Raw genomic sequence first — 20,228 nt, 5'->3', positions numbered from 1 at the left:
AGTAAAGAATTACGTTTACTATATTAGCGATAACCATAAGGAAATGTGACCTGTAATACATGTAATTAATTGAAAAATAATGCGATTAACAACACATCGATGCTATAGGGGGCCATCTTTCGATGAGCATTATCGTCCTGTCGTTCTTTTCTATACAGTTACGTGGGCCATTTTTGTAGATTGGCTATTTGAGAGAGTTAAAAGCCCTTTCTGGGCAACGTAGTCTAGCGAGTAACTTCGAGCAGAAATGCACATCCTTATATTTGGATATCCCTGTATATAAAGTGGTCAACATCTTACTTTTGCGCTATTTGTTAATTAGGTGACAACATACTCAGTAATACTTTCTGTACAGGCTGTGCTTGTTGTAAGAAGCCTTCGCTCTAAGAGCAAATAGCGTTTATCTAAGCCGACAACCGTGATTTCTGCAGCTGAGAACACTCGTGCAGATCAAATCCTTTGCGGCTCTCTTTTTTTACCCCCCCCTTTTAGCGGGAGACTAAAATGTTAAGCAAACTTAAGCTTGCACAACAACTTACCGTATCTTTTGCTGCAGTATTGGTTTTGTTGCTCGTCGTTTCTGTCATTGGTTATGGTGGCCTATCAGAAGGATTTAAAAACTTTACCGATTATCGCGGGCTCGCTCGAAGTTCTAATGAAGCCAGTGAAGCTCAAGCGACACTTCTTAGCGCTCGACTATCCGCGTTGAAATTTTTGAAAACCCAAGACCCTGCTCAAATAGAGAAGGTTAAGAATGATATCGAACGCATCAATCAAGTGATTGACTCCATGCTTTCGCACGAATCAGATGCCACCCGAATTAATGAACTGAATGAGTCAAAGCAACTTATGACCACCTACGGTGAGACATTCGCTTTGGTTGTTAAAGATTTTGCCAGTAGAAATACAGTCGTTAGTCAAGACCTGGACCCTAATGGTCTTAAAATGCGTCAAATGATGACCAAAATCATCGAAGACTCCGCAGCAGACCGTGAGGTTGACTCGCTATTCTATGCGGCGAATGCACAGGAAAAACTGTTGTTAGGACGACTCTTTGCTGCCAAATTTCTGATCAGTAACTCAGACAACGATCTCGCTCGTGCATTGACAGAACTGAATGCGGTCACCGCTCCACTCGATAACTTAAAACGTCTGCTCACTTCAACAGAAGAAACAGCCATGGTCGATGCCTTCGCAAACGCCCACATTTCTTATATTTCGGCGTTACAACAAACTGCAGAGATTGTTCACACAAGAAACGATCGCATATCAGGCACGCTTGACGTCATTGGCCCTCAAGTCACGACAAACCTGAGCGATTTTAAAGCCTCCATAAGAAGCTCACAGGACACTCTCGGGCCTGAAGCTCAATCTGATAGTGAAGCTGCGGTTCAAACTGTTATTACAGTGTCTGGCCTCGCTATCCTTGTCGGTATTTTTCTAAGCCTCTTTGTAACTCGAGCTATTCGTCAGCCGATTGGGGGTGAGCCGAGCCAAATAGAAGAAATTGCTCGTAACATCGCCACAGGAGATTTAACGCAATCTTTTGATAGCAAAGGTGAAGCGACGGGTATCTATGCTGCAATGGGAGAAATGAACGGAAATCTTAAAGAAATAGTGGTTCAACTTTCTGATTCCGTTAACACATTAAACAATGCGTCTGGAACGTTGGTCAATGTAACGGAAGAGACTGCGCAAAACACCGAATCTCAAGCAGACCAACTAAGCCAAACCGCAACGGCAATGCATCAATTAACCGCAACGGTTGACGACATTGCTCAGAACGCTCAAAAAGCGTCAGACGTTGCTAATGAAGCGGATCGCTACTCTCAGGAAGGACAAAGTGTGCTAGATGATACCCGCCAAAGTATTGAAAACTTGGTTGGGAATATCGGTGAGGTCAGCCAAGTGATTGAGAATCTAGAAACCGAAACCAAAAATGTGGGTAGCATTCTGGATACAATTAGAGGCATTGCAGAACAAACAAACTTACTCGCTTTGAACGCCGCGATTGAGGCTGCACGAGCAGGTGAGCAAGGTCGAGGTTTCGCCGTTGTCGCCGATGAAGTTAGAAGCCTTGCCAGTCGCACCCAGCAAAGCACAGAAGAAATCCAAACGCTGATCACGCGACTTCAAAGTGAATCAAAGCGTTCTGTCGAATCAATGCGTAAGAGTGCAACAGAAGCAGAAGAGACATCATCAAAAGCGAACAAAACGCGCGATGCACTGGTATCTATCACAGAGTCCGTATCCAACATCCGTGATATGAATCATCAAATTGCTGTCGCAGCAGAAGAACAGAATGGTGTGGTGACCAATATCAATCAGGCGATTGAACAGCTAAACGAACTGGGCAAGAGTACGGCCTCTGGCACTGAGAAGTTATCACGAGAAGCACAAGGCTTAACGACTATCACAACGAGCGTGAATCAAATCGTGGGTAAATTCTCCATTGGATAGCCAGCCAAACTATTCACGATAAATCGCGCTCATATGAGCGCGTTTTTTATCCTTTTTTACTCGATTCCAAGTGAATAAGGTATAAACGAGCATCAAATTCCAACTGATGATAGTCCGGTTCCATATGACAGCAAAGCTGATAAAAAGCTTTGTTGTGTTCTTTCTCTTTAAGGTGTGCCAATTCATGAACCACCAGCATACGCAAGAAAGGTTCAGGCGCTTCCTTAAACATAGAAGCAATGCGAATCTCGTTCTTTGCTTTGAGTTTATTACCATGAACACGCGAAACAAAACTGTGTAGACCTAGCGCATTATTCACCACGTGGATTTTTCCATCGAAAGCCACTTTGCTGATCGGCGAAGATTTTTTGAGGTATTGATTTTTGAACGCCATGACATAGTCATATAACGCTTTCTCTGACGTAATTGCGTGCTTATCAGGGTAACGCTTAGCCAGCCACATCCCCAGCTTCCCGCTCTCTACGAGAGGTTCAACTTGAGAAATTAAATGTTCTGGGTAGCCATTCAAATAACGAAGAGATGGGTTCATTGCTGGTTCATGTCACGCGAATTGGACGCGTATGCTATCAGCATCTTTAACGATCCCCAAGCGTGACAGAAATCGATGAGATGCCGTCACGGATAAATGCACACACAACGGCGTAGACTCAACGCCCTTTTTTCGTAGAGCCTCGAACCACAGGTTCACAAGGAAGAGTAATCGATTGAGCGGGGAGATTCGGATCAGCAATATGTTGAAACAATGCATCAATGCTCGACAGAATCATCTGATCGTTCGGTTGTCGGATCGTAGACAAGTCATAAGAACGACTTTTTGCTAAGCGAATATCATCGACCCCAATAACACCCACGTCATCTGGGATCTTCACGTTAAGCTCATAACGTAAAGCATCCATACCACCACAAGCCATGATGTCATCGGCATAGAACATGGCATCAGGGCGCTCTGTACCCTTGAAAATACGCAGTGTGGCGTCGTATCCCGCGTCATAACTAAATTCTCCGCCTTCAACCACTTGCCATTGATTGCAACCACGCTCCATCAAACGACTGATAAACCCGCGTTGGCGATCCACAGTTGCTGACGTGCCAATGGGTCCTGCCACAAATGCAGGTCGATCATAACCAGCATCAAGCAGCATGTCTGCCGCCATTCGACCTGCTAACACGTTGTCACAACTCACCACAGTGACACTGTTTTCATGCGAATCACGACCAAAGATCACGACGGGAGTATCTTGGGACTTACATGCTTCCACCAATTGCTCAGGCAATGAAGCAGATGTAATGATGAGCCCGTCCACGTTGTACTCCATCACCAACTCAACGGCTTCTTGAATATCCATGTCACTATTCACATTGATCAGCAAACTGTGGCAGTTTCGGCGTTGAATCTCGGTCGTAAAACTATTGAGGATAGGCAAATAGAAAGGGTTATTGAAGTCCGTCATCAGTATACCGACAAGACTGGAGCGCGATTTAATGCCTCGAGCTAAGCGATTGGGTTTGTAGTTCAGTGAAGCCGCCGCTTTAAACACCTTCTCTCGCAATGGACGAGAAATGCTTGCTTCAGGGTTAAATGCACGGGACACCGCAGACACAGAAACCCCTGCTGCCTCTGCCACTTCAACCACAGTGACTTTTCGCTTTTTGACAGGTGTGCTGTCAACGGTCGAAACAGGCTTACTGAATGTCATATGCTTCCCTGCTGAACTGTTTAGAGTGTCGGAAAATGGCTCCTTGACGAACGTACTATCATAATGAAATTGTTTTCACTCATACAACGACATTTAATATTTTTGAGCTCTGGGTAACGACAGAGCATGGATTCTTGAAGCAGTGAAGGGGTTAGAAGGGATGAAATAGCACCCCTTCACTGCTCAAATGGTTAGCGGTACTCGCCAGCCAACTCTTCAACCATTGCAACATTCTCTTTAGTCACAAAACCAGGACCAGAGTTAATGTTGTTTGAAGGTGCAATACCATAGCGGTTATACATGGTGAGAACCATGACAGGTACATAACCTTGCAAGAATGGCTGTTGGTCAATACCCCACTGAATATTGCCATCTTTGATGCCTTGAGCGATTTCTCCACTCAGATCAAACGTACCGAAGTAGATGTCGCCTAGACGACGCGTCTTCTCTAACGCACGAATAGTTGGGTGTGCAGATGTAGGACCAAGCGTTAGAACCGCATCCGTATCTGGGTTTGCACGAAGGTAAGCAGATACTTTCTTCTCAATACCCGTAGGATCCTGACCAACATCGATCATTTGGCTACCAAGCTCTACACCCAATGCATCTGCAAAACCCTGACAGCGCTCAACAGAGGCTGGGTTTGTGATGTAGTGGTTAACACACACAAAAGAGGTTACGCCGTCTTTCTTCGCACGTTTACCTGCGCCATAGCCCGCATCATATTCTGGTTGACCCACGTGAAGAATGGCACCTAAATCTTCACTTTGCTGATGGGTGCCTGAGTTCATGGTAACAATTGGAATGCCTTTCTTACGCGCTTTCTCAAGTGGACCTTTCAGCACTTCATAGTCTGCGATCGTTGTGATAATGCCTTGTGGGTTCGACGCTACCGCTTGTTCGATGATGCGTGCCATATCCGCCAAATCACCTGATGGTGGGTTACGGTATTCCACTTCTACATCTAACTGATCGCCAGCTTGGTTGATCGCCGTTTTAATCGTGTTCCACCATGAATCTGAATCAGGCGCATGGCTAATCATTACGAAACGCTCGCCTTCTGCAAATGCGGTGCCAGGAAGCATTGCACCTACGCTGGCGGCTAAAGCCAAAACAAGTACCGATGCTCTCTTTGCTACAGATCTAAGTAGGGTATTCATCCAGTGTTCTCCAATCTACTTATTGTGTCATGGCTAAGGGACAGGTTTTCCTTTTGTCCACTTATCCACGGCGTTTTGGTCGGGCAATATCGCTGCCCTTTTCTTACTCTTTATTGCTTTACTAAAAGCTTAATTCGCTTCGGCAGTATCTGCGCGCTCGAATTCTGCTAATTCTGCTTCCAGCGTTTCTAGCTCCTGTCCACCGGACATCATCTCTAGAATTTGCTCTCGCGTGACATTTTTCTTCAGCCATGTGCCCAAGCTCTTACCACGATTCAGCAAGGTAAAACGGTCGGCAATGGGGAAAGCATGGTGAACGTTGTGAGTGATCAAAATAACCGCAAGCCCTTTACCACGTGCTCGCGCAATCACTTTAAGCACGTTGGCTGACTGCTTCACACCCAACGCGGCGGTTGGCTCATCCAGAATCAGCACTTTTGCGCCAAAATGGATAGCACGTGCAATTGCCAAACATTGGCGTTCGCCGCCAGACATCGTGCCAATCGGGTGCTCTGGGTCTCGCACATCGATACCCATGTCTTTCATACCGGCTTTGGCGATTTCATTGGCGCGTGCTGTATCAAACACTTCAAAAGGACCAATACGCTTGGTCAGCTCCCTTCCCATGAAGAAATTGCGCGTAACGCTCATCAAAGGCACTAGAGCCAAGTCCTGATAAACGGTTGCAATACCCGCATCCAGCGCATCACGTGGTGATTTGAATTTCACCGGCACGCCGTTCATTAAGAACTCCCCTTCAGACGGTGTATGCACGCCAGCCAAGGTTTTAATTAGCGTGGATTTACCCGCGCCGTTATCACCGAGCAAGCAATGCACTTCGCCCATTTTGACTTCCATATCGATGTCTTTTAGCGCGATAACAGAGCCAAAATAACGGCTGACTTTTTTTAGTTCGAGAATGTATTCAGACATTGTGTTTCTCCTAAATTCCGTTTTCAGTTCGACAGTCAGATGTATTCACACTCTGCTATCGCGCGCTCGTGACTTTCTTGCGAATGAAGTTGTTGAACAACACTGCAATCAAGAGCATTACACCGAGGAAAACGCGGAACCAATCTGAATCCACACCGGTAAAGAAGATACCCATTTGCACCACACCGAAAATCAATGCGCCAAAGAAAGCACCAATCACTGACCCATAACCACCCGTGAGCAACGCACCACCGATGACCGCCGCTATGATGGCCTCAAACTCTTTCAACAAGCCCCTATCTGCAGCCGCTGAACCAAATTCAAATACCTGACAAGCCGCAAATACCGTGGCGCAAAAAGCGGTAAACATGAACAATATGATTTTCACGCGGTCAGTCGGTACACCGACATTTTTGGCCGCATTAGCATCGCCACCTGAAGCGAAGATCCAGTTACCAAAGCGAGTACGCAGCAACACAAATGAACACACTGCAGTCAACAAGAACCACCACACAACGACCATAGGAATGCCCGTGACCACAGGCGTGCCGTCAGTGTAGGTTTCAATCCAACCAATGTTGCCGAGCCAGGTGAATAACCCCGTTCCGATTTCGCCACCAAACATGGATGCCAACCAATCACCTTGAGCCACATCACCCACACCAGACAGGATGGTTTTGTTAGTTAGCATGATTGACAGTGCAATGGTTAAACCGCGAAGAATAAAGAGGAAAGCAAGTGATACGATAAAAGAAGGGAGCCCCGTTTTCACCACGATGTAACCATTCAAAAAGCCGACTGCCATTGCCCCGGCAAATGCAAAGAGGATCGCAGCCCATGCTGGCCAGCCCCAGTACACGGCCGGAATCGCAATCATCATCCCAGCAAAACCAATCATTGAACCAATGGAGAGGTCAAACTCACCTGCAATCATCAGTAGGCACGCACCCACGGCAATGATCCCTAGCTGTGCTGAAACCGTTGTCCAGTTCATGATGCCGTCGGCATTGAACATGCCTGAATCCCACGCAACCAGTGCGAAGAAAGCAAAAACCAAAATTGCACCTGATACCGAACCCAATTCAGGGCGAGATAGCAGCCCGCTTACAAAGGAAACCTTACGAACTCGTTCATCATTTGCTCCACCTGCTGGTTGAGTCTCCGTTTCTGGCGCGGTTTCTTTTACCGACATACTTGCCTCCTAATTCCTTGCTTCTAATCTGGCCTAAAGCCTAAATTCAGATGAATGCACAACATCCTGTTTCGTCGCATATTCGCTTAATGAATAACCGCTTTTTCAATAAAAGATCGGCTTTTTTCCGCGTCTGTTTTAGCGTCGCTTTTGGCGGTAGGATCCGTGTCCTGTTCAACCGTCACCCAGCCTTTGAAATCAATATCGATCAAGGTTTGGCGAACATCTGCAAAATCGACACATCCTTGCCCAAGCGGGCAAAAAATATTGTTGCCAATAGCGGTATAGAAATCGGTTCCCGCTTTCACTGACGCCGCGAGAACGTCTGCATTGATGTCTTTAAAATGTAGATACTTAACGCGATCTTTGTATGTTCGCAGTATTTCACTCGGATCCATGCCGGCATAAACGCAATGACCCGTATCAACGCACAATGACATCAGTTCAGGTGCAAGGTCTCGCATCGCCTTATCTAACTCGTCGCGGTATTCGATATAAGTACCAGCGTGTGCGTGGAGGGTTGGTGTAACCTCATATTGCGCACAGATTTCGCCTACTCCCCTCAACGTCACCATCATGGCTTCCCACTGCTCATCATTGAGTCGTGTTGCCGTGTCGGCTTGCCCAGCTTCATCTGTTCGCGGTGAAGACACATGGTCAATGACCACCAAAAACTTAGCCCCCTGTTGCTGAAGGATCTGACACGTTGTGTGCGTTTTTTCGAAAATAGCTTCTCTTTCCTCCGCTTTGTGTAAATGCACGAACAATGTCCCAGCCACTAAACCTAACGTTCTTGAAGAGAGCGCCGCGCTCAGCTCATCTTTGTTAGTGGGTAAATAACCAAGCGGCCCCAACTCTGTGGCGCCATAGCCTGCACCCGCAATTTCATCTAGCACTGTCTGCCATGTCGGGTTCGCCGGATTATCGGCAAACTCAATTCCCCATGAACACGGTGCATTGGCGATTTTTAATTCCAAAGCCAGCCTCCTACTCTCTACTCATTCTATTTGGTGTCTCAATGACGCTAGGTTTCCAACACCCCCATCGCCGCGAAAACATTTAAATTGTTGTTAACACTTTTTAAACATTTATGGTATTGATTTCAATTTGTCAACGAAATGGCCGTCTCACATTTGCGCATTAAACGCTCAGTCACTCAAATTGAATATAAAATGTGCGCTATGTCTGATTTTTTAATCTTTACCATTTGAAAACATTTTCAATACAAGGCTACTATTTCATCAAAGCAGGGATGTAAGAATCTGAGTGGGAGAACACAGATGGGAACAATTAGACTCACAACGGCACAAGCACTTGTCCGTTACTTGGCTGCACAACAGATTGAAATTGATGGGAAAAATGAATCTTTATTCGGGTGTGCATTCGCAATTTTCGGCCACGGTAATGTCACATGCCTTGGTCAGCAGTTGTATGAAAATCAATCTACCTTTCCAACTTGGCGCGGACAAAACGAGCAATCTATGGCGCTAGCCGCCGTGGCTTATGCACGAGCCAATCAGCGTCGTCGCATCGGCATTGCTACCTCGTCTGTTGGCCCCGGAGCAACCAATATGATCACCGCGGCAGGGGTTGCACATACCAACCGATTACCGCTTTTGTTGTTAGCAGGTGATACCTTTCAGTCGCGTTTGCCTGACCCAGTGCTTCAACAAACGGAGCATTTCGCGAACCCATCACTCACGGTGAATGATGCGTTTAAAACCGTGACGCGCTTTTGGGATCGCATCAATGCACCATCGCAACTCATGGTTGCGCTGCCACAAGCCATTGCGACCATGCTAGATCCAGCGGACTGTGGCCCAGCAATGATTGCCCTGCCACAAGATGTGCAAGGCCAAGCATGGGACTTCCCTGAAAGTTTCTTTGCACCCAAAGTGCACCGTATTCGTCGCCCTCAACCTGAACCCATTGAATTGGATTTAGCCGCAGAAGCCATCAAAAAGGCTAAACGACCGCTGATCATTGCAGGTGGTGGCGTGGCCTATTCTGGCGCACGAAATGCATTGATTCAGTTTGCGGAGAAACACCAGATTCCGGTGGTGGAAACCATTGCGGGTCGTACCTTGCTCAGTGCCGATCACCCGCTTAACTGTGGCCCTATCGGCACAACAGGGTCGAACAGCGCCAATCACATGTGTGAAGACGCCGATGTCGTGATCGCTATCGGCACACGCCTTCAAGATTTCACGACAGGTTCTTGGACCGTCTTCCGCGACCCTGACTTGAAGCTCATTAGCATCAATGCGGGACGTTTTGACGCCACAAAACACATGGCGCAATCCATTATCTCTGACGCCAAGGCCGCTATCGTGCCGCTCAGTGAACGCTTAGGAAACTGGCAAACACAGAGCGCTTGGGTAGACAAGGCCGCCGCAGAAACAGCGGAGTGGCGAGCTGTCGTCAAACAGCGCACCGCAGCGACTGAGACAGATCTCCCCTCATACGCGCAAATCATTGGCAAAGTGAACACCCTGGTAAACGAAGGTGATCGCGTTGTCACAGCCGCCGGTGGTTTACCTGCTGAACTCAACATGAACTGGCAAGCAAGCTACCCCTACTCGCTTGATGTCGAGTTTGGCTTCTCGTGTATGGGCTATGAAATTGCAGCAGGCTGGGGCAATAAAATTGCACGTCCAGACCATGAATCCATCGTCCTAGTCGGAGACGGCTCTTACTTGATGATGAACTCTGACATTTACAGCTCCGTGCTCACGGGTCATAAAATGATTGTGCTGGTGTGTGATAACGGCGGCTTCGCGGTGATTCGCAAGCTTCAAACCAACACGGGCAACACCGCATTTAATAACCAACTCGAAGATTGCACCACAGAGCGTGACTACGATTTACCGCGCGTCGATTTCGTCAGCCATGCGCGCGGCTTAGGGGCAAACGCAGAAAAAGTTGAACGTCTCAGTGATTTTGAAGCGGCGTTTGAACGCGCCAAAGCGTCCGACAAAACCTATGTCATCGTCACCGACATTGATGACACCGTGTGGTCTTCTTGTGACGCATGGTGGGAAGTGGGTTTGTCAGAAGTCACCGACAACGAAAACATTGCCAATGCCCGAGACCAATGGGAAGAAGGCCGTAAACATCAACGCCGTGGCGTGTGATTTTTACCTAACGGATTAGATTTTAGGAGAAGCGCACTATGTTCAATGAAGAAATGCACTTTGAATCCCCGATTCGTTGGGGCATGGTCGGCGGCGGTCGTGGCAGCGAAATAGGTTATTCACACCGTGCCGCCGCGCAGCGTGATCGGTTGTTCAGTTTTGTTGCTGGCGCACTCGATCTCAATGCTGAGCGTGGCAAAGAGTTCGGCATGAATCTCGGGCTCGCCGCCGACCGCTGCTACCCCGATTACAAAACCATGTTTGCGGAAGAAGCAAAGCGCGAAGACGGCATTCAAGCCGTCTCTATCGCCACGCCGAACTCCACTCACTCCGAAATTGCAAAAGCGGCGCTAGAAGCAGGGCTGCACGTAGTGTGTGAAAAACCCGTAACGATCCATGTAGAAGAAGCCATTGAATTAAAAGCGCTGGCAGAAAAGCAAAACAAAATGATCGCCGTCATGTATGGCTACACCGGCTTTCCAATGGTTCAACAAGCCAGAGAAATGGTTCAACGTGGCGACATTGGTGCGGTACGCGTGGTTCAAATGTCTTTCGCTCACGGCTTTCACAACCTCGAAGTTGAAAAAGACAATCCCGGCGCCAAATGGCGCATGAACCCTGCGGTTTCAGGGCCGAGCTTCATCATTGGTGATTGTGGCACCCACCCTTTCTACATGGCAGGTTTGATCACGGGTTTGAAAGTGAAGTCTTTGATGTGTTCGCGCCAGAGCTTCATTGAGTCTCGTGCACCTCTTGAAGATAACGCGCATGTGGTTTTCAACTTTGAAGGCGGTGCGGTTGGCACGTTATGGGCAAGTGCCGTCAATTCAGGGTCTATGCACCAGCAAAAAATTCGAATTGTTGGTGAAAAAGCCAGCCTAGAGTGGTGGGATGAATACCCCAACCAGCTCAGATATGAAGTACAAGGAGAGCCTGTTCGTATTCTCGAACGCGGCATGGGCTATCTTTACAATGACGTTCCAGGCGTGTCTTGCAACCGTCAAGGTGGTGGTCATGCTGAAGGCTTTTTCGAATCATGGGCGAACCTATACCACCGTTATGCACTCGCCATTGATGCATTCGATCGTGGTGATCACGCCTTTCTCAAAAGCCATTGGTACCCCGATATTGATGGCGGTATTGACGGTGTAAAACTGGTCAATGCCTGCGTGAAGTCTGCTGACAATGGCGCGATATGGGTGGACTATGACTGATACACAAATTCATCTCTCTGGCTGGGAAAAAAACATTGAGCGACCACTCGACGTGATCTGTCTGGGTCGCGCGGGTGTCGATTTCTATGGCAACACAGATGGTGCGGATTTCACCACAGAAACCAGCTTCAAAAAATGTGTTGGCGGGTCGCCAGCCAACGTGGCGATTGGATTGGCAACCTTGGGGGCAAAATCAGGCTTCATTGGCTGCCTATCTAACGATGCCCAAGGTCAGTATGTACGCCATTACATGCGTGAAAAAGGCATCGATTTGGCAGGCGTGAAAACCTTGTTTGGCGAATACCGCACGAGTCTTGCCGTTGCAGAATTACGCCCAGAGCCCGAAGTGGTGATTTATCGTAATAACGCAGCAGACCTCGCGCTCATGACAACCGACATCGACGCAGAGTATCTCGCGTCGGCGCATTGCTTGTTTGTCTCCGGCACTGCCCTTTCCACCAGCCCATCGCGAGAAGCCACTCTTTCCGCCATGCAAACGGCGCAGCTGTCAGGCACCTTAGTGGTCTTGGATTTGGATTATCGACCGTACTCATGGGCGTCAGCGGCAGATCCCGCTCATTACTATCGCTTAGCGGCATCGTTAAGTGATGTCGTTATCGGCAATCGCGAAGAATACGAAGTAATGGGTATTCCTCATGATAACGAGGAGAGTCATATCAATGCCGCCTCCGAATTGCTGAGCGGCGGTACGGAACTGGTGGTGATCAAAGCAGGCTCGGAAGGCTGCGATCTGTTCGGGCTTGATGGCAACGGCAACTTACTCAAGCGCTCACAGCCAATTTTCAAAGTCGAGGCGCGAAAACCCTATGGTGCGGGAGATGCCTTCGCCGCAGCGCTCCTTTTTGCTTTGCTCAATCACTACACACTTCAAGACGCCGCCGCCATGGGCGCTGCGAATGCGGCTATCAATGTGACTGGCGATACATGCGGAGATGCCATGTCGACTCTGCCTGCATTGAAAGATTTCATGGAAAGCCACGGATACCAATTTTCAACGCAGCCTTAGTTCCCCAAACCTGTCGGGGAAAGGACGCGGAAAGAAACTGATTAAGGAGTAGATCATGGGAAAACATATCCCACCATTTGATAACAAAAATGAGCCAATTGTTGGTGTCAACGACGACACCACACCACTTTGTTACTTCAACCCTGTTCGCCTGAGCAAAGGCGAAAGTCACAGTTATAAACTGGACGATTATGAATCTGCCGTTGTACTTGCAGGCGGTACTTGTGACATCACGGTAGGCGAAGAAACCTTCTCTGGCATTGGTAAGCGCGCGTCGGTTTGGGACGGTGACCCTTCAGCAGTTTATGCCCCAGTGGGAAGCAATGTGACCGTTACATGCGTGTCTGACAACGCCGATGTGATGATTGCAGGCGGTCGTTTCGAACAAGAGGCAGGCCAAGCGCTCTCGGCTTTCGCTGTGCAACCTGAAGAGACAGACAAAATTCAATACGGCAGTGACGACACCAAAACACACCGTAAAATCAAACATATCCTTGGGCAGAAAAACGCCGACAAGCGCGGACGTCTCATGGTCAGTGAGCTATTTACAGTAGGCGCTGGCGGTTGGTCGGGTTTCCCTCCTCATAAGCATGACGAAGAGCGTCCGCCTACTGAAACGCGCTACGAGGAAGTCTACCAATTCAGATTCAATCCTGACTTTGGCTTTGGCGCGCAATTTCTCTATGAACATGAAGACGACTGCGGCCCTGTTTACCATGTTCGCACTGGCAGCGTGATAGCCATCGACAAAGGCTACCACCCTTCCGTCGCCGCACCTGGGTACGAAATGTATTACTTCACCATCATAGTCGGTGAAACGAGTAAATCGCTGGTACAGCACTTCGACCCTCATCATGAGTATCAAGTGCACACTATCCCAGGTATCAAAGACATGGTTGCTAAATTTAAGTAGTCGCGATTAATAAAGGACGGTTTGATGCTAGTCAATCTGAATGAGTTACTCCCAAGTGCTGCGGTATCTGACGGCGCAGTGGCCTGCTGTAACGTTTTTGGTATCGAAGAAGCAAAGTCGATTATTGCAGCTGCAGAATCACTGTCATTGCCGGTCATTCTTGCCGTCAACAAAGACATGGTAGATCTGGCTGGTGTAGAAGCCATGGGAGGCCTGTTAGTGCCTATGGCAAAAGCAAGCTCTGTGCCTGTGGTTGTTCACCTTGACCATTGCTACGAAGAAAAAATCGTTTATCGCGCCATTCATTCAGGCTTTAGCTCTGTGATGTTTGATGGCTCACAACTGCCGCTGGAAGAAAACATTCGCCGTACTCGCCAAGTGGTCGATGTTGCGCACGCGGTGGGTGTCTCCGTGGAAGGCGAATTGGGCTCTGTACCCTACGAAGAAGGGCGTGATCACATCAAGTCTATGTCCACTATTCCGGCGGAAGCCACAGTCTACTCACAAGAAAGTGGGATTGATGCGCTCGCTGTCTCTGTGGGTAATGTGCACCGAAAAACAGAAGCGAATAGCCCCATCGACTTCGAGCTGTTAAAGCAAATTGAAATGGCGACAACGCTACCTTTGGTCATTCACGGCACCACAGGTATTGCCGAGCCCGATCTGCTCAAACTTAAGCAGCAGCGAGTTGCAAAATTTAATGTTGGCACCACCCTTCGCATGGCTTTTGGAAATGCGATTCGTGAATGCATGGCGCAAGAGCCCAACAAATACGATAGTCAGTATTTCTCCGGTGAAGCCATGCCTGCGCTGCAAGCCGAAGCAGCCCGTGTCATTGCGCTGCTCGCCGCACGTCGTCGACCACTTATTAAGTAACCAACAGGATAACGCGTTGAATCAAACATTGGTTGGGCGCTGTCTTCAAAAAAGGATTTAACAATGAGTAAGGCACACCGCAAGTTAGGAAGACGATTAAGACTCGGTGTTATTGGTGGCGGCCCTGATTCATTTATCGGTTCCATCCACCGTTCAGCAGCGACCATGCATGAAGAGTTCGATGTGGTCGCTGGCGTGTTCTCCTCGAACCCTGAACGTTCAATTGCGGCAGGAAAGGCCATGGGGATCGCCCGCCCATACGGCGACCCAGATGCCCTCTTTGCCGGTGAAGCAAACGTGGATGACCCAATTGATGCGCTTGCCATCATGACACCCAATAACAGCCATTATATTCTGTCAATTCGCGCTTTAGATGCGGGCTTTAATGTCTTCTGTGAAAAGCCTCTTACCATGACAGAAGAGGAATCTGCTGACTTGGTCAAACGCGTTAAGGCCGCAGGAAAACGATATTGTGTGGCCTATGGTTACAGCGGTTACCCCATGGTGAGAGAAGCGAAAGAGCTGGTTGCGCAAGGCGTTATCGGTAACATCACTATGGTGCAAAGTAACTATGTGCAGGGGCATCTAGCGACGCTCACCGACTCAGAGCTATCTGGGTCAAACTGGCACATGAAACCCGAACTGGCTGGCCCTTCCCTGATTCTGGGAGACATCGCTACACACAGCTATCATTTGGCAAGCTATGTCATGGGGATGGAAGCGGCGTCTTTGAGTGCCGATGTCACCGCCGTGGTCGAAGGCCGAACTGCCGATGACTATTGCGGCATTCTTCTACGCTACCCCAACAACGCCAGAGGTGTTTTTTGGGTAACGCAGGCCGCAGCAGGTGGTGTTCATGGCTTGAACGTCACGCTACATGGCACCAAAGGGGGCATAGAGTGGCATCAGGAACAGCCCAATGAACTGCGGGTTAAACCGCTAGATCAACCGGCTTATGTGCTCACCAAAGGGGGCGTGGGGCTCACTGCCGCTGGAGAGCGCGTCTCTCATGTCGCCATTGGTCACCCAGAAGGTTACCGCGAAGCGTTTGCCAATCTTTACTACGATTTTGCATCTAACATCGTGGATGACATTTTGGGTGAAACACCCAACCCTTTAACGCTCTGCAACCCCACCGTTGAAGATGGTGCGTATGGAATGGCCTTTGTTTACGCCGCGGTGCGCTCATCAGAAAACGACGGTAAATGGGAGCCACTAAAAAACCTGACCTAATACCAAGTATGACGCGGCTTTGAGCGTTTCAATACGAGACGCCTCTCGTCCAATGATTCTATCGTTACCATGCTTTGCGAGCAGTTAACCGGTCGTCGGCCTGCTCGCCTTTTTCATTCTGATTTTCCTACTTTTGCTTTCCCTGCCTCTTCACGACTTCTACGTAGCAAGTGTCGCGACAACATATTCCTCGTCGCAAATAGATAACCTAAGCTTATAAATCAGACAACAGCCACCACCCAATTAACGATACATTGGGAGCGTAAATCAATAGAGATTGGAGGATCTATGAGTGACAAAAAAGTCGCACTTTTCGGTTGGCACCCAGACGTGGTTAACTACGACAAATGGCCTGGAATGAGCGCTGAGAAGCTCCTTGCCGCTCTAGAAGGAGACCGAGACAATTTGGTATCTCTCGGCTACAACGTGGTGCTTCACTATATTCGTGATGGTGAAACGGCATTCGAAACCGCGACAAAAGCGTTGGAAAATCAAGGTTATGATTGTGTGCTAATCGGTGCAGGCGTGCGTCGAGATGACGACCATTTCCTCGTCTTTGAACGTCTGGTCAATGCCGCACACATGGCAGCCCCTGAAGCCGCCATTTGCTTTAATACCAATCCAAGTGACACGGCTGACGCCATCAAACGTTGGATTTAACGTGTACGCTGCGTTTCAACTCAACGCGCATCACTGACACTATGTCCAGTCTTGTGGGGTTGCTAAGGAAAATAGGAAAATCGTGAATGACGGAACTGGAAGAAAGAGTCATTGATTGCCCATATTGCGGCGAATCTATTGAAGTGCTTATCGACAGTGAAGACAGCGGACAACAATACATCGAAGACTGCCAAGTATGTTGTCGACCTATTACCTTTTTCATCCAACAAGAAAACGATGGAAACCTATATATCTCAGTGCATCACGAAAATGATGCGTTCTGAGAGACGTCTCTTACAACAGCAACAAAACTTGCACGCTTCAAGGAAGAACAAACAATGAAAGCATCAACAATCGGGTTCAAACCTGATTACGAAGAAGACGCACCATCAGTCGAGGATGTCACTCACCTTACCGGCCTAGCGGTCATCGAATTTGGCGCACCTTGGTGTACTCATTGCCAAGGGGCACAGTCTGCCATCAGGGAAATTCTCGAACCAACGACCATGCTGCACATCAAGGTGTTTGATGGCAAAGGAAAGCGATTGGGGCGTCATTTCAAAGTCAAGCTGTGGCCAACAGTGATTGTGCTAAAAGACGGTGTAGAAGTCGCTCGCGTTGTTCGCCCCACAGAGGCACACGAGGTGCAAGATCTGCTGCAAGCCGCCGACGCTTAGCGACCCGAACAACACATTATGTAGGCCCTCGATGTGGGCCTGCACTCCTATTTAGTCTTGCTCGTGATGTTAGCCATCGCTGGCGATAACAGAACGCCGAGATGACTTAACGAAAAGCATGTTGAGCAGGCTCCTACGTTCATTATTACTCGACAACGTTCACCATCCACCATCGTTGCTGAACTTCCTAGATTACCGTGTAAGAAATGCCCCAACGCATGTTTAGCCAATATTTCAGGTGCGATGCATTCACCAAACAAATCCTGCTCCCATCTTTCGTTTAATCGTTAATCACTCGCTCAGCCCTGAGATCAAAATCAAGTATTGCTTTATGCACTTCGTGGTACATTCCCGCCGAATAATTCAGACAGTGATGGCGTGTTGCGTGCCGATAAGTGAAGGGCGGTAGCGTAAGAAGGCTCTGCCCCTTTTTTGAGCCAGAGTAGAAACTCATCAAAATTCTGCGCCACTGAATTTCCCATATCTCAGCTAATGACCGATAACGTATCTGTCGTGTTTTAAGTACTGGTTAAATATGCAGCCCTGATGGTGACGGTGCATAATCTTCAAATACACCGGTTTGTCTCTTTTTAACAACGTGACTTTTTCAGGTCAGATCTTAGTTTTATAAAACAGAACGTTACGCTTAATGGTAGAATGGCAGTTTGTTGTTATTGGACTAAATGGTGTGTTTAATTACACCATTTTTGGGTCTAATACACTGTTAAATGCCAGGAGGAAAAATGAGAACATCGGTAATTCAGCAATTGACCGCCAGATCTCGTGGTGTTCAAGAGGCAAGAAAGTTTCAACATTTCAATTTAGATTCACCTCAGCCGTTAATTGAAACAGCCAAAGATATAATGTCTACCGTACAGCCTAGTTTTGGTGCATGTGCCATGTTGAGTGCAGCATGGGCTGGCATGTTAAATGATCACTATGACATCCCTGCGATTGTTGTTGCTGGTGACCTAAAAATTGAAGGTAAGCGCGTTTTCAAGTGTAAGAAAAATATATCGGTAAGCGGAAGCACAGAAAAATTTCTAAATCAAAAGTGGGATGGTCATTGCTGGATAGAAATAGATGGCTTTATCGGTGATCTGTCAATCTTTAGAACAGCATACTCGTTAGAGCATCCAAGTGTGTTGAGACAGTTTATTGAATCAAATTTTGGTCTAGGGCGTGGGGCTATGCTTTCTCCAGTTAAGGATATACCTCAAGGTATGCAGTACATTCCCAAATTTGTGTTAGATGATACTCAGGTCAATGGGCTTATTGCTGGCTTGGGTTATCAACTTGAACAAGATATTTAACAAAACGCTCAAACCGACACTCAACGCTCGGCATTTTTGCTTCGCAAAAGTTTATGCCAAGGTTTTGTGCGGCTTAGCTCAGCGTTATACGAGAAATAGGCATGGAGACTGTCCTAGATTTCCTAAGTGGAAAATACAGGCTGAGCACAACACCTCATGAAATGAGAATGTCTCATTGGGTGTACGCACCAGTAATCATCGACATTGAGACCAACGAAATTATCCTAAATCTCGAAGGCAATATATGGGATTTGCGTTCAGCTGGTGAATCACAAGATTCAATCATTCTAAAATTGTCTCGCTACCCTGATGGAGTAACTGAGTATACAGTCGAAATTATTCCAGATGCTGCAACTGCAATTGTTGAAGGCGTCAGTTTGTCGGTAACTAGAATTGTCCAATTTTTGGATGCCCTCGTATAACAAGGGCTTTGAAGGCGGACGATAAAACGACTTTATATGCCTTATGGATGACAAATAAATGGCAAGGATCCGATATTATCTAGGCTCAAATGATTTGGAAGCTGATATAGATATAGAGTTAGAGCTATGTTGTGGTGGTATAGGTAATGGGTATCAAATTTTTAGTTGTGGCGTCAAAGTATGCGATATTAAATATGGTCGTGTATTTTTCCTCAATGATTGCTTGAATAGAGTTTCCCTGAATTGGAGAAAATCTGCATGGATACTTGGTGGGAAATCTCAGACAAAAATAGAACTAATAGTACGAGGCTTGTCCTACTATTTTGAAGGTGACGAGGTTGCGACAATTAAATTTGGCGGCTCTATTTTTCGTTCAATTTTTGAGCTTTTAAGAGGTAATGGTTGGATAGAACCCAGAGTTTACCATGAAATCTACTTCGATGAAGCACTAATACTTCCGGAATATGCTCTAAGTATATTAGTTGTAGATACTGAGTCTTAGAGAAAAGCTGATGTGATTGAATTATACCTCCTAAAAAAACTTCGCGGCTTTAGTTTTAACTCGCTGCGCTCAAAAAATACGGCGCAATATTGGGGACCGCAATATTGGGCACGCAATATTGGGGACAGGCACTTTAAGAAAAGTATCATGCTATCAATTACATGTGATTAGTGTCCCCAAGCTCAAAGGCGCTCATTAAAGATGAATGGTTGCCTTTTGAGCGATATCCTTTTCATATTGTTTGATTGCCAACCATTTTCATTACTAATGACTAAAGCCCGTTCATCCCTCATCAGCATCGACGCGACTCCTTATTACCACTGCGTTTCACGCTGTGTTCGTCGCACGTTTCTTTGTGGATATGATGAACAAGCACAACAATCCTATGAACACCGCAGAGGGTGGATTGAGAATCGCCTGTTGGCCTTAGCCAACGCATTCTGTATTGATGTTTGTGCGTATGCCATCATGAGTAATCACTATCATGTGGTGTTGCACATCAATGCTGAGAAAGCCAAAAAATTGAGCCAACATGATGTTGTTGAGCGCTGGTTGGCCTTTCATCAAGGGCCCTCCCTCATTCAACGGTTTGTTCAAGGCGATGAGCTTTCAGAATCGGAAGCGGAAAGATGCAGTGACATGATTGAAGTGTGGCGAGAGCGCCTGATGTCAATCAGTTGGTTCATGCGATTGTTAAACCAACACATTGCGTCAGAAGCTAACCGCGAAGACAAATGCACCGGTCATTTCTGGGAAGGCCGGTTTAAAAGCCAGGCGTTACTCGATGAAAAAGC

At 47.5% G+C, this 20,228-nt stretch carries 21 protein-coding genes; 14 read left to right on the top strand and 7 right to left on the bottom strand.

Features of this window, described 5'->3' with window-relative positions; all coding sequences use genetic code 11:
- Positions 1 to 504 precede the first annotated feature (504 nt).
- Positions 505 to 2,460 carry a methyl-accepting chemotaxis protein gene (locus tag L4D06_RS17670; RefSeq protein ID WP_429740570.1) on the top strand — a complete coding sequence of 652 codons (1,956 nt, stop codon included), beginning with the start codon at positions 505 to 507 and terminating at the stop codon, positions 2,458 to 2,460.
- 46 nt (positions 2,461 to 2,506) lie between these two features.
- On the opposite strand, the gene L4D06_RS17665 is transcribed toward L4D06_RS17670, so the two are convergent.
- From L4D06_RS17665 to L4D06_RS17640, 6 genes are all read right to left on the bottom strand, one after another.
- Positions 2,507 to 3,010 (bottom strand): M48 metallopeptidase family protein, encoded by a 504-nt coding sequence (locus tag L4D06_RS17665; RefSeq protein ID WP_429740569.1) that lies wholly within the window; start codon positions 3,008 to 3,010, stop codon positions 2,507 to 2,509.
- A 118-nt stretch (positions 3,011 to 3,128) separates the two neighbouring features.
- Positions 3,129 to 4,178 (bottom strand): LacI family DNA-binding transcriptional regulator, encoded by a 1,050-nt coding sequence (locus L4D06_RS17660; RefSeq protein ID WP_274166835.1) that lies wholly within the window; start codon positions 4,176 to 4,178, stop codon positions 3,129 to 3,131.
- 191 nt (positions 4,179 to 4,369) lie between these two features.
- Positions 4,370 to 5,338 carry a sugar ABC transporter substrate-binding protein gene (locus tag L4D06_RS17655; RefSeq protein WP_274166836.1) on the bottom strand — a complete coding sequence of 323 codons (969 nt, stop codon included), beginning with the start codon at positions 5,336 to 5,338 and terminating at the stop codon, positions 4,370 to 4,372.
- 129 nt (positions 5,339 to 5,467) lie between these two features.
- Entirely contained in the window at positions 5,468 to 6,271 is an 804-nt protein-coding gene (locus L4D06_RS17650) for an ATP-binding cassette domain-containing protein (protein WP_274166837.1), read from the bottom strand.
- A 55-nt stretch (positions 6,272 to 6,326) separates the two neighbouring features.
- Positions 6,327 to 7,463, bottom strand: a complete 1,137-nt coding sequence (locus L4D06_RS17645; RefSeq protein ID WP_274166838.1) for an ABC transporter permease — start codon at positions 7,461 to 7,463, stop codon at positions 6,327 to 6,329.
- Between the two features lie 86 nt (positions 7,464 to 7,549).
- Positions 7,550 to 8,440, bottom strand: a complete 891-nt coding sequence (locus L4D06_RS17640; protein WP_429740568.1) for a TIM barrel protein — start codon at positions 8,438 to 8,440, stop codon at positions 7,550 to 7,552.
- Positions 8,441 to 8,743: 303 nt separating this feature from the next.
- On the opposite strand from L4D06_RS17640, the gene iolD reads away from it, so the two are divergent.
- The 9 genes from iolD to L4D06_RS17595 all read left to right on the top strand — a co-directional run bounded on the left by iolD (position 8,744) and on the right by L4D06_RS17595 (position 17,197).
- Positions 8,744 to 10,597, top strand: coding sequence for a 3D-(3,5/4)-trihydroxycyclohexane-1,2-dione acylhydrolase (decyclizing) (gene iolD, locus L4D06_RS17635; protein ID WP_429740567.1), 1,854 nt, complete (start codon positions 8,744 to 8,746; stop codon positions 10,595 to 10,597).
- 38 nt (positions 10,598 to 10,635) lie between these two features.
- A complete protein-coding gene (locus L4D06_RS17630; RefSeq protein WP_429740566.1) occupies positions 10,636 to 11,811 on the top strand; it encodes a Gfo/Idh/MocA family protein in 1,176 nt (391 codons plus the stop codon).
- Complete coding sequence (iolC, locus tag L4D06_RS17625) at positions 11,804 to 12,838, top strand: 5-dehydro-2-deoxygluconokinase (RefSeq protein ID WP_429740565.1); 1,035 nt, start codon at positions 11,804 to 11,806, stop codon at positions 12,836 to 12,838. Before L4D06_RS17630 ends, iolC begins: the two co-directional genes overlap by 8 nt.
- Before the next feature lie 55 nt (positions 12,839 to 12,893).
- The gene (locus L4D06_RS17620; RefSeq protein ID WP_274166843.1) at positions 12,894 to 13,751 is read left to right on the top strand and encodes a 5-deoxy-glucuronate isomerase; all 858 of its coding nucleotides are present in this window, start codon (positions 12,894 to 12,896) and stop codon (positions 13,749 to 13,751) included.
- A gap of 24 nt (positions 13,752 to 13,775) precedes the next feature.
- On the top strand, positions 13,776 to 14,627 hold the full coding sequence (locus L4D06_RS17615; protein WP_274166844.1) for a class II fructose-bisphosphate aldolase: 852 nt from the start codon (positions 13,776 to 13,778) through the stop codon (positions 14,625 to 14,627).
- Positions 14,628 to 14,690: 63 nt separating this feature from the next.
- Entirely contained in the window at positions 14,691 to 15,860 is a 1,170-nt protein-coding gene (locus L4D06_RS17610; protein WP_429740564.1) for a Gfo/Idh/MocA family protein, read from the top strand.
- A 288-nt stretch (positions 15,861 to 16,148) separates the two neighbouring features.
- Positions 16,149 to 16,520, top strand: a complete 372-nt coding sequence (locus L4D06_RS17605; RefSeq protein ID WP_274166846.1) for a hypothetical protein — start codon at positions 16,149 to 16,151, stop codon at positions 16,518 to 16,520.
- Positions 16,521 to 16,606: 86 nt separating this feature from the next.
- The gene (locus tag L4D06_RS17600; protein WP_274166847.1) at positions 16,607 to 16,804 is read left to right on the top strand and encodes a CPXCG motif-containing cysteine-rich protein; all 198 of its coding nucleotides are present in this window, start codon (positions 16,607 to 16,609) and stop codon (positions 16,802 to 16,804) included.
- Positions 16,805 to 16,858: 54 nt separating this feature from the next.
- Positions 16,859 to 17,197 (top strand): thioredoxin family protein, encoded by a 339-nt coding sequence (locus L4D06_RS17595; protein WP_429740563.1) that lies wholly within the window; start codon positions 16,859 to 16,861, stop codon positions 17,195 to 17,197.
- 329 nt (positions 17,198 to 17,526) lie between these two features.
- Here L4D06_RS17595 and L4D06_RS17590 read toward each other — a convergent pair whose 3' ends face one another.
- Complete coding sequence (locus L4D06_RS17590) at positions 17,527 to 17,667, bottom strand: hypothetical protein (protein WP_274166849.1); 141 nt, start codon at positions 17,665 to 17,667, stop codon at positions 17,527 to 17,529.
- A gap of 273 nt (positions 17,668 to 17,940) precedes the next feature.
- Here L4D06_RS17590 and L4D06_RS17585 point away from each other — a divergent pair, with 273 nt between their 5' ends.
- The 4 genes from L4D06_RS17585 to L4D06_RS17570 all read left to right on the top strand — a co-directional run.
- Positions 17,941 to 18,510, top strand: a complete 570-nt coding sequence (locus L4D06_RS17585; protein WP_429740562.1) for a hypothetical protein — start codon at positions 17,941 to 17,943, stop codon at positions 18,508 to 18,510.
- Between the two features lie 101 nt (positions 18,511 to 18,611).
- Entirely contained in the window at positions 18,612 to 18,932 is a 321-nt protein-coding gene (locus L4D06_RS17580; RefSeq protein WP_429740561.1) for a hypothetical protein, read from the top strand.
- A 58-nt stretch (positions 18,933 to 18,990) separates the two neighbouring features.
- The gene (locus L4D06_RS17575) at positions 18,991 to 19,434 is read left to right on the top strand and encodes a hypothetical protein (protein ID WP_429740560.1); all 444 of its coding nucleotides are present in this window, start codon (positions 18,991 to 18,993) and stop codon (positions 19,432 to 19,434) included.
- 267 nt (positions 19,435 to 19,701) lie between these two features.
- Positions 19,702 to 20,228 (top strand): transposase (locus tag L4D06_RS17570; RefSeq protein WP_489685847.1); only part of this gene is annotated, 527 nt, incomplete at its 3' end.

The organism is Enterovibrio makurazakiensis (genome assembly GCF_050336585.1).
GTDB lineage: Bacteria > Pseudomonadota > Gammaproteobacteria > Enterobacterales > Vibrionaceae > Enterovibrio > Enterovibrio gelatinilyticus.
The sequence above is the reverse complement of the archived record's forward strand: the minus strand, read 5'-3'. Positions and strand labels throughout refer to the sequence as shown.

Bases quoted from the DNA above. Each gene is read 5' to 3' on its own strand.
- L4D06_RS17670 (WP_429740570.1), top strand. From the start codon at position 505: ATGTTAAGCAAACTTAAGCTTGCACAACAACTTACCGTATCTTTTGCT.
- L4D06_RS17665 (WP_429740569.1), bottom strand. From the start codon at position 3,010: ATGAACCCATCTCTTCGTTATTTGAATGGCTACCCAGAACATTTAATT.
- L4D06_RS17660 (WP_274166835.1), bottom strand. From the start codon at position 4,178: ATGACATTCAGTAAGCCTGTTTCGACCGTTGACAGCACACCTGTCAAA.
- L4D06_RS17655 (WP_274166836.1), bottom strand. From the start codon at position 5,338: ATGAATACCCTACTTAGATCTGTAGCAAAGAGAGCATCGGTACTTGTT.
- L4D06_RS17650 (WP_274166837.1), bottom strand. From the start codon at position 6,271: ATGTCTGAATACATTCTCGAACTAAAAAAAGTCAGCCGTTATTTTGGC.
- L4D06_RS17645 (WP_274166838.1), bottom strand. From the start codon at position 7,463: ATGTCGGTAAAAGAAACCGCGCCAGAAACGGAGACTCAACCAGCAGGT.
- iolD (WP_429740567.1), top strand. From the start codon at position 8,744: ATGGGAACAATTAGACTCACAACGGCACAAGCACTTGTCCGTTACTTG.
- L4D06_RS17630 (WP_429740566.1), top strand. From the start codon at position 10,636: ATGTTCAATGAAGAAATGCACTTTGAATCCCCGATTCGTTGGGGCATG.
- iolC (WP_429740565.1), top strand. From the start codon at position 11,804: ATGACTGATACACAAATTCATCTCTCTGGCTGGGAAAAAAACATTGAG.
- L4D06_RS17620 (WP_274166843.1), top strand. From the start codon at position 12,894: ATGGGAAAACATATCCCACCATTTGATAACAAAAATGAGCCAATTGTT.
- L4D06_RS17615 (WP_274166844.1), top strand. From the start codon at position 13,776: ATGCTAGTCAATCTGAATGAGTTACTCCCAAGTGCTGCGGTATCTGAC.
- L4D06_RS17610 (WP_429740564.1), top strand. From the start codon at position 14,691: ATGAGTAAGGCACACCGCAAGTTAGGAAGACGATTAAGACTCGGTGTT.
- L4D06_RS17605 (WP_274166846.1), top strand. From the start codon at position 16,149: ATGAGTGACAAAAAAGTCGCACTTTTCGGTTGGCACCCAGACGTGGTT.
- L4D06_RS17600 (WP_274166847.1), top strand. From the start codon at position 16,607: ATGACGGAACTGGAAGAAAGAGTCATTGATTGCCCATATTGCGGCGAA.
- L4D06_RS17595 (WP_429740563.1), top strand. From the start codon at position 16,859: ATGAAAGCATCAACAATCGGGTTCAAACCTGATTACGAAGAAGACGCA.
- L4D06_RS17585 (WP_429740562.1), top strand. From the start codon at position 17,941: ATGAGAACATCGGTAATTCAGCAATTGACCGCCAGATCTCGTGGTGTT.
- L4D06_RS17580 (WP_429740561.1), top strand. From the start codon at position 18,612: ATGGAGACTGTCCTAGATTTCCTAAGTGGAAAATACAGGCTGAGCACA.
- L4D06_RS17575 (WP_429740560.1), top strand. From the start codon at position 18,991: ATGGCAAGGATCCGATATTATCTAGGCTCAAATGATTTGGAAGCTGAT.